6 protein-coding genes are annotated in these 5,654 nt (G+C 64.4%); 5 read left to right on the top strand and 1 reads right to left on the bottom strand.

Translation table 11 applies throughout. The features are described from left to right. Together AC3AYF_RS17505 and AC3AYF_RS17500 are read left to right on the top strand one after the other, a co-directional pair. Window positions 1–693 (top strand): BCCT family transporter (locus tag AC3AYF_RS17505; RefSeq protein WP_487780093.1); only part of this gene is annotated, 693 nt, incomplete at its 5' end. A 225-nt stretch (window positions 694–918) separates the two neighbouring features. Then, complete coding sequence (locus tag AC3AYF_RS17500; RefSeq protein ID WP_295039021.1) at window positions 919–1,089, top strand: hypothetical protein; 171 nt, start codon at window positions 919–921, stop codon at window positions 1,087–1,089. Between the two features lie 86 nt (window positions 1,090–1,175). On the opposite strand, the gene AC3AYF_RS17495 is transcribed toward AC3AYF_RS17500, so the two are convergent. Beyond that, entirely contained in the window at window positions 1,176–1,850 is a 675-nt protein-coding gene (locus AC3AYF_RS17495) for a GntR family transcriptional regulator (RefSeq protein WP_295039019.1), read from the bottom strand. Window positions 1,851–2,053: 203 nt separating this feature from the next. Here AC3AYF_RS17495 and AC3AYF_RS17490 point away from each other — a divergent pair, with 203 nt between their 5' ends. The 3 genes from AC3AYF_RS17490 to madL all read left to right on the top strand — a co-directional run bounded on the left by AC3AYF_RS17490 (window position 2,054) and on the right by madL (window position 5,534). After that, window positions 2,054–3,418 (top strand): malonyl-CoA decarboxylase, encoded by a 1,365-nt coding sequence (locus AC3AYF_RS17490; RefSeq protein ID WP_295039017.1) that lies wholly within the window; start codon window positions 2,054–2,056, stop codon window positions 3,416–3,418. 31 nt (window positions 3,419–3,449) lie between these two features. Then, window positions 3,450–4,988 (top strand): malonate--CoA ligase, encoded by a 1,539-nt coding sequence (locus AC3AYF_RS17485; RefSeq protein ID WP_295039015.1) that lies wholly within the window; start codon window positions 3,450–3,452, stop codon window positions 4,986–4,988. A 144-nt stretch (window positions 4,989–5,132) separates the two neighbouring features. After that, window positions 5,133–5,534 (top strand): malonate transporter subunit MadL, encoded by a 402-nt coding sequence (gene madL, locus AC3AYF_RS17480; protein ID WP_110717498.1) that lies wholly within the window; start codon window positions 5,133–5,135, stop codon window positions 5,532–5,534. The last annotated feature ends 120 nt before the right edge of the window (window positions 5,535–5,654 follow it).

Genomic DNA, 5,654 nt, shown 5'->3' with positions numbered 1-5,654 from the left:
ATCTTCTACTGGGCCTGGGTCATCGCCTGGTCGCCGTTCGTGGGCACTTTCGTGGCGCGAATCTCGCGCGGACGAACCATCAAGCAGTACGTTTTCGGGGTGCTCGTGGTGCCGCCGCTGCTGGCTTGTCTGTGGATCGGGGTCTTCGGTGGCGCCGCCATCCAGATGGAGATGAACAGCGACGCGGGGCTTGCCCAGGCCACGTCCGACAATATCACTTCGGCGCTGTTTCAGATGTTCGATCTGATGCCGTTCTCGAACGTGCTGTCGGTCGTCGCCCTCTGCCTGATCTTCATCTTCCTGGTGACGTCGGCGGACTCGGCGACCTACATCGTGTCGCAGATGACGGACAACGGCTCGCTCAATCCGCCGCTGATGAAGCGGATCATCTGGGGGGTATTGATCGCGGCGATCTGCCTGACGCTGCTCTCGGCCGGCGGCGAGAACGGACTGAAAGGGCTGCAATCGGCCTCGGTGCTGGCAGCGTTGCCCTTCACCTTCATCCTCTACGGGATGATATTCGTGACGTTGAAAGAGCTGCGCGCCGATCGCAAGGCCATGCTGACCGCGCTCTATCGACGCCATAGCGATACTCCTGTGGGTGCCGACGCCTTCGAGGCCGAGGAACTGGGAGAAGAAGATCGCTATCGGCGTGCCCCCGACATCAAGAACCGCCGCATCAACCCGCGTTGATCATCGGCGTGGGAAGTCCCGGCCCCGGTCTGCAAGGATCGGGGCCGTTTTCGTCAGGGGATGAGGGCGGCTGGCACGAACGAGGCGGAGGTCGAGCGGCGCCGGGGCAGATGGAGAAAAATCGTGAAACGGCTTAATTTATGACTGTATTTCCTCTCCATGCCGCCGTTAATAGGACGATAAAGCATTTATTAACAGGACGATGAAGCATTGCGGAGCTCATCCATGCCACCGGCCTTGAAGTCTTCACGACAATCGCGCCACGGCGCCACTCGCCGCGGGATGCCGCCTGCCGAGTCCAGGATCGACCGATGGCTCAACGCGCTGGTCAGCCTGGCCGTGGTCACGGCCCTGGTCGTCGGCGGCGCGGCGCTGCTCGTGACCCTGCTGTTCTGAATCGCTCGGGCCCGTACCGGGCACGGCCCGCCAGCACGAGGCATCCGGCGCGAGGCGCGTCGTCGGCCATCCTGCCACGCGACTCGCTAGCCCTCGCGGCGTCTGACCTGCAGGCGCTGCATTGACGCGACCAGGTCGTTGAACCGTTCCCCCTGAACCTGCACATGGGCCTTGATCGCTGCCTCGGCAGCGTCGGCTTCACCGCACTCCAGCGCCGCCACGATGGCCTCGTGCTCGTCGAAGCTGGTGGCGAGGCGGTGGCGGGCGTGCAGTTGCAGACGACGATAGGGCTTCAGAATGGCATGCAGGCGTGCCGCCTCCTGGGTCAGGAAGTCGTTGTGGCTGGCCTCGTAGATCAGGTGGTGGAAAATGCCGTTCTCGTAGTAGTAACCATCGGCGTCTCCCGCGCTCATGCACGCCCGGCAGGCCGTCTGGGCACGGTGCAGCGCCGCCAGTTCTTCGGGGGTGGCGCGTCGCGCCGCCAGGCGAGCGCACATGCCCTCCAGTTCCGCCATGACCTCGAATCGCTCGACCAGCTCGGTCACGCTCAATTGGGCGACGAAGGTGCCGCGTTTCGGCAGGACGCGCACCATGCCCGATGCCGCCAGTTGCTGCAGCGCCTCGCGAATCGGGGTACGCGAGCAGTCGTACTCCCTGGCCAGGGCTTCCGGGTCCAGTTTGTCCCCCGGCGCGTAGCGACCGTCGACGATGGCATCCTCGAGCAGGTCGCGAAGCCGCTGGGCATGCGGGATGCGGGCCATATTAGACTTTCTCCTATATTGACACCCGGTCTACGGGGGCATAACTGTTATATATAACAGAGCGATGACATGTATGTTAACTATCGGTTTCCGGTTCGCGCGATCCGATGGTTTCCCGACCCCCTGCCTCGCTCCGTTCACGCTCACCGGTGTCGTCGTGCGACATCGGTGGAAGCTTCAGCCTCAGACCCGAGAGGGCCGGCATGAACGTCAACATGAATTTTCTGCAGGATCTGCTCTCCAGTATCGGCCGGCGAACCCGGGGCCAGCATCTCTTCGGGGGCGAAGGCGATGGCAAGGCGAGCAGTCTGGCGAGATTGACCTCGGTGTGCGAGACCCTGATGCACCCGGGCGGTGAAGCCTCGCAGATCCTGATCGCCCAGGAGGCGCTGGAGCGTTATGCCGCGCTGGACGACAGCGATCGCGTCGCCTTTTTCCAGTTGCTGGGCGAACGCTACGCCGCCGAACCCGATGCCATCCACCAAGCCTACGCCGCGTATCGTGACACGGGAGACAACGCCAGCCTGCAGCGGCTGTTCTCCGCCTGCGAGCCGCGGCGCCAGCACCTGCTGCGCCGACTGAACCTGTGCCCCGGCGGCACCTATGAACTGGTCAAGATGCGTGCGGACCTGTTGCGCTGCCTCAAGACCCATCCCGAGCTGGCGCCGCTGGACGCCGACTTCGAGCATCTCTTCGCCTCCTGGTTCAATCGCGGTTTTCTGGTGCTCGAGAGTATCGACTGGAACACGCCCGCGGCGGTACTCGAGAAGATCATCCACTACGAGGCCGTCCATGCGATCGGCGACTGGTCGGACCTGCGCCGCCGCCTGGATCCGGAAGATCGTCACTGCTACGCCTTCTTTCACCCGGCCACGGGAGACGAGCCGCTGATCTTCGTCGAGGTGGCGCTGTGCAAGGGCATTCCCAACAGCATCCAGACGATTCTCGAAGGGGGCGACGAAGTACGCCCGGAGGAGGCCGATACCGCGGCGTTCTACAGCATCAGCAACTGTCAGGCCGGCTTGCGGGGTATCTCGTTCGGCAACTTCCTGATCAAGCAGGTGGTTCAGGAGCTCAAGCGTGAACTGCCCAATCTGGAGAAGTTCGTGACGCTGTCACCGGTTCCCGGTTTCGCCAAGTGGCTGGCGGCCGAGCGCGAAAGCGGCGCCTGCCAGCTGACCGACGAGGTCGCCGGCGGCCTCGATGCAGGCGGCTGGATCGAGAACGCCAAGCTGCGCGACAAGCTCACGCCCGAGGTACGCGGCCTGGCGGCGCACTACCTGATCGATGCCAAGCGCGATAACGGCCTGCCGCTGGATCCGGTCGCCCGCTTTCATCTGGGCAATGGCGCCAGTCTGCACCGGCTCAACTGGCCCGGCGACACGTCCGAGAATGGCCGCCGCCAGTCCCATGGCCTGATGGTCAACTATCTCTATGAGCTCGACCGGATCGAGCAGAACCACGAAGCGTTCAGCCGCGAGGGTACGGTGGTCTGTACCAGCGAGATTCGTCGCGATGCCAAGCAGGGGCGCTCACGTTGCCGTCATGGCTCCCGCACCGATGCCTGATCGGTGGCGTATTCAAAGCAGGAGAGGTGGAATGAATCACAACTTGTATCTGCAGTTTTCGGGCAACTTCGAGCGCGATCCCGACAAGGTGCTGATCGACACGCCGAGCGGCGAGACGTATCGCTACCGCGACGTGCTCTCCACGTCACGGCGGATGGCGAGCGTGCTGCGCGACACCGGTGTCGAGCGGGGTGACCGGGTCGTCGTCCAGGTCGACAAGAGCCCGCAGGCGATCATGCTCTATCTGGCCTGCCTGCAGACGGGGGCGGTCTATCTGCCGCTCAATACCGCCTACACCGAGGCCGAAGTCGAGTACTTCCTGAGCGACGCGGAGCCCCGGCTCTATGTGTGTCGTCCGGCCGACGTCGAGGCCGCCGGGGATCTGGCGCGGCGCTGCGGTGTGGCGGCCGTCGAGAGCCTGGGCAGCGAGGCCGATGGCTCTCTGATGGATCGGGTGGAGAGCGCCGAGGAGGATACGGGCGTCGCCGAACTCGAAGCCGACGAGCTCGCGTCGATTCTCTATACCTCCGGCACCACCGGACGCTCCAAGGGCGCCATGCTCAGCCACGGCAACCTGGCGGCCAACAGTCAGGCGCTGGCGCAGACCTGGCGCTTCAGCGCCGACGACCATCTGCTGCATTCGCTGCCCATCTTCCACACCCACGGGCTGTTCGTGGCGTGCAATATCGTCCTGACCGTGGGCGCGTCGATGACCTTCCTGCCCAAGCTCGACGCCGAGCAACTGCTGGACCTGATGCCGCGGGCGACGGTGCTGATGGGCGTGCCGACGTTCTACACCCGCCTGCTCGCCAGCCCGCGCCTGGACAGGGCGACGACCGCCAACATGCGGCTGTTCGTCTCCGGCTCCGCGCCGCTGCTGGCGGAGACCCACCGCGAATTCTCCGAGCGAACCGGCCACGCCATTCTCGAACGCTACGGCATGACCGAAACCAACATGAACACCTCCAACCCCTACGATGGCGAACGCCGCCCGGGTACGGTCGGCTTCGCCCTGCCGGGCAGCGAGGTCCGCATCACGGACCGGGAGAGCGGCGAGACCATGGCGGCCGGGGAGACGGGACTGGTGGAGGTTCGCGGCCCGAACGTCTTCCAGGGGTATTGGCGGATGCCGGAGAAGACCGCCACCGAATTCCGCGACGATGGCTTCTTCATCACCGGCGATCTCGGCCTGATCGATGCGGACGGCTACCTGCATATCGTCGGGCGCGACAAGGACCTGGTGATCTCCGGCGGCTACAACGTCTATCCGAAGGAGATCGAGCAGTGGATCGACGAGATGCCACAGGTCGTCGAGTCGGCCGTCATCGGCGTGGCTCATCCCGATCTCGGCGAGGGCGTGACCGCCGCGGTGGTGCTGAAACCCGGCGAGTCGCTCGACGAATCCCAGGTGCTGGCGGCGCTCGAGGACAAGGTGGCACGCTACAAGCAGCCCAAGCGCGTGTTCTTCATCGACAGCCTTCCGCGCAACGTCATGGGCAAGGTGCAGAAGAACGCGCTGCGCGACCGCTACGCCGATATCTACCGCAGTGCCGAAACGGTGGGCAAGTAGCCCGCCGCTTCACTGTTGTCCCCGCCGCGTGGGTAACGCGGCATGGCAGCCACGCGGCAAGTGGCTGTCTCGACACACGCCAAGCTCCGATAGTCGGGCTGATCATGACCATTCTCTACAATAACGCCCCATGAGGTGATAACGATGGTGATTTACGGTGTAGCACTCCTGGCCGGCTGCATGCTGGCCGGGCTGATCATCGGCGACGTACTCGGCCAGTTGCTGGGCATCGATGCCAACCTGGGTGGCGTGGGTATCGCCATGCTGCTGCTGATCTTCGTGACCGGGTATCTCAAGGATCGCGGCAAGCTGCCGGAAACGACCGAAAGTGGCATCAACTTCTGGAACGCGATGTACATTCCCATCGTCGTCGCCATGGCGGCGAGCCAGAACGTGGCCGCGGCCTTCAGTGGCGGCATGGTGGCGATTCTCGCCGGCGTCCTCGCCGTCGTGCTGGGGCTGGCGCTGGTTCCGGTGCTGACCGGCAAGAAAGTCGACGACGCGAGCCCGCTCGAGTCGGCCCCGACAACCCCTAGTGGCCATTGAGGGAGGATGCCGACATGAACGATTCCATCGTCTCTCTGGTCGACAAGTATCACCTGATCGCCGCCTTCGCGGTGGTCGGCTCGGGCTTCGCCGGCAGCGGGGAGCGAAGCGACCTCACGG

The sequence above is a fragment of the Salinicola sp. genome (genome assembly GCF_982684285.1).
The sequence above is the reverse complement of the archived record's forward strand: the minus strand, read 5'-3'. Positions and strand labels throughout refer to the sequence as shown.

Coding starts and splice junctions, on each gene's coding strand:
- AC3AYF_RS17500 (WP_295039021.1), top strand. CDS start 919: ATGCCACCGGCCTTGAAGTCTTCACGACAATCGCGCCACGGCGCCACT.
- AC3AYF_RS17495 (WP_295039019.1), bottom strand. CDS start 1,850: ATGGCCCGCATCCCGCATGCCCAGCGGCTTCGCGACCTGCTCGAGGAT.
- AC3AYF_RS17485 (WP_295039015.1), top strand. CDS start 3,450: ATGAATCACAACTTGTATCTGCAGTTTTCGGGCAACTTCGAGCGCGAT.
- madL (WP_110717498.1), top strand. CDS start 5,133: ATGGTGATTTACGGTGTAGCACTCCTGGCCGGCTGCATGCTGGCCGGG.
- AC3AYF_RS17490 (WP_295039017.1), top strand. CDS start 2,054: ATGAACGTCAACATGAATTTTCTGCAGGATCTGCTCTCCAGTATCGGC.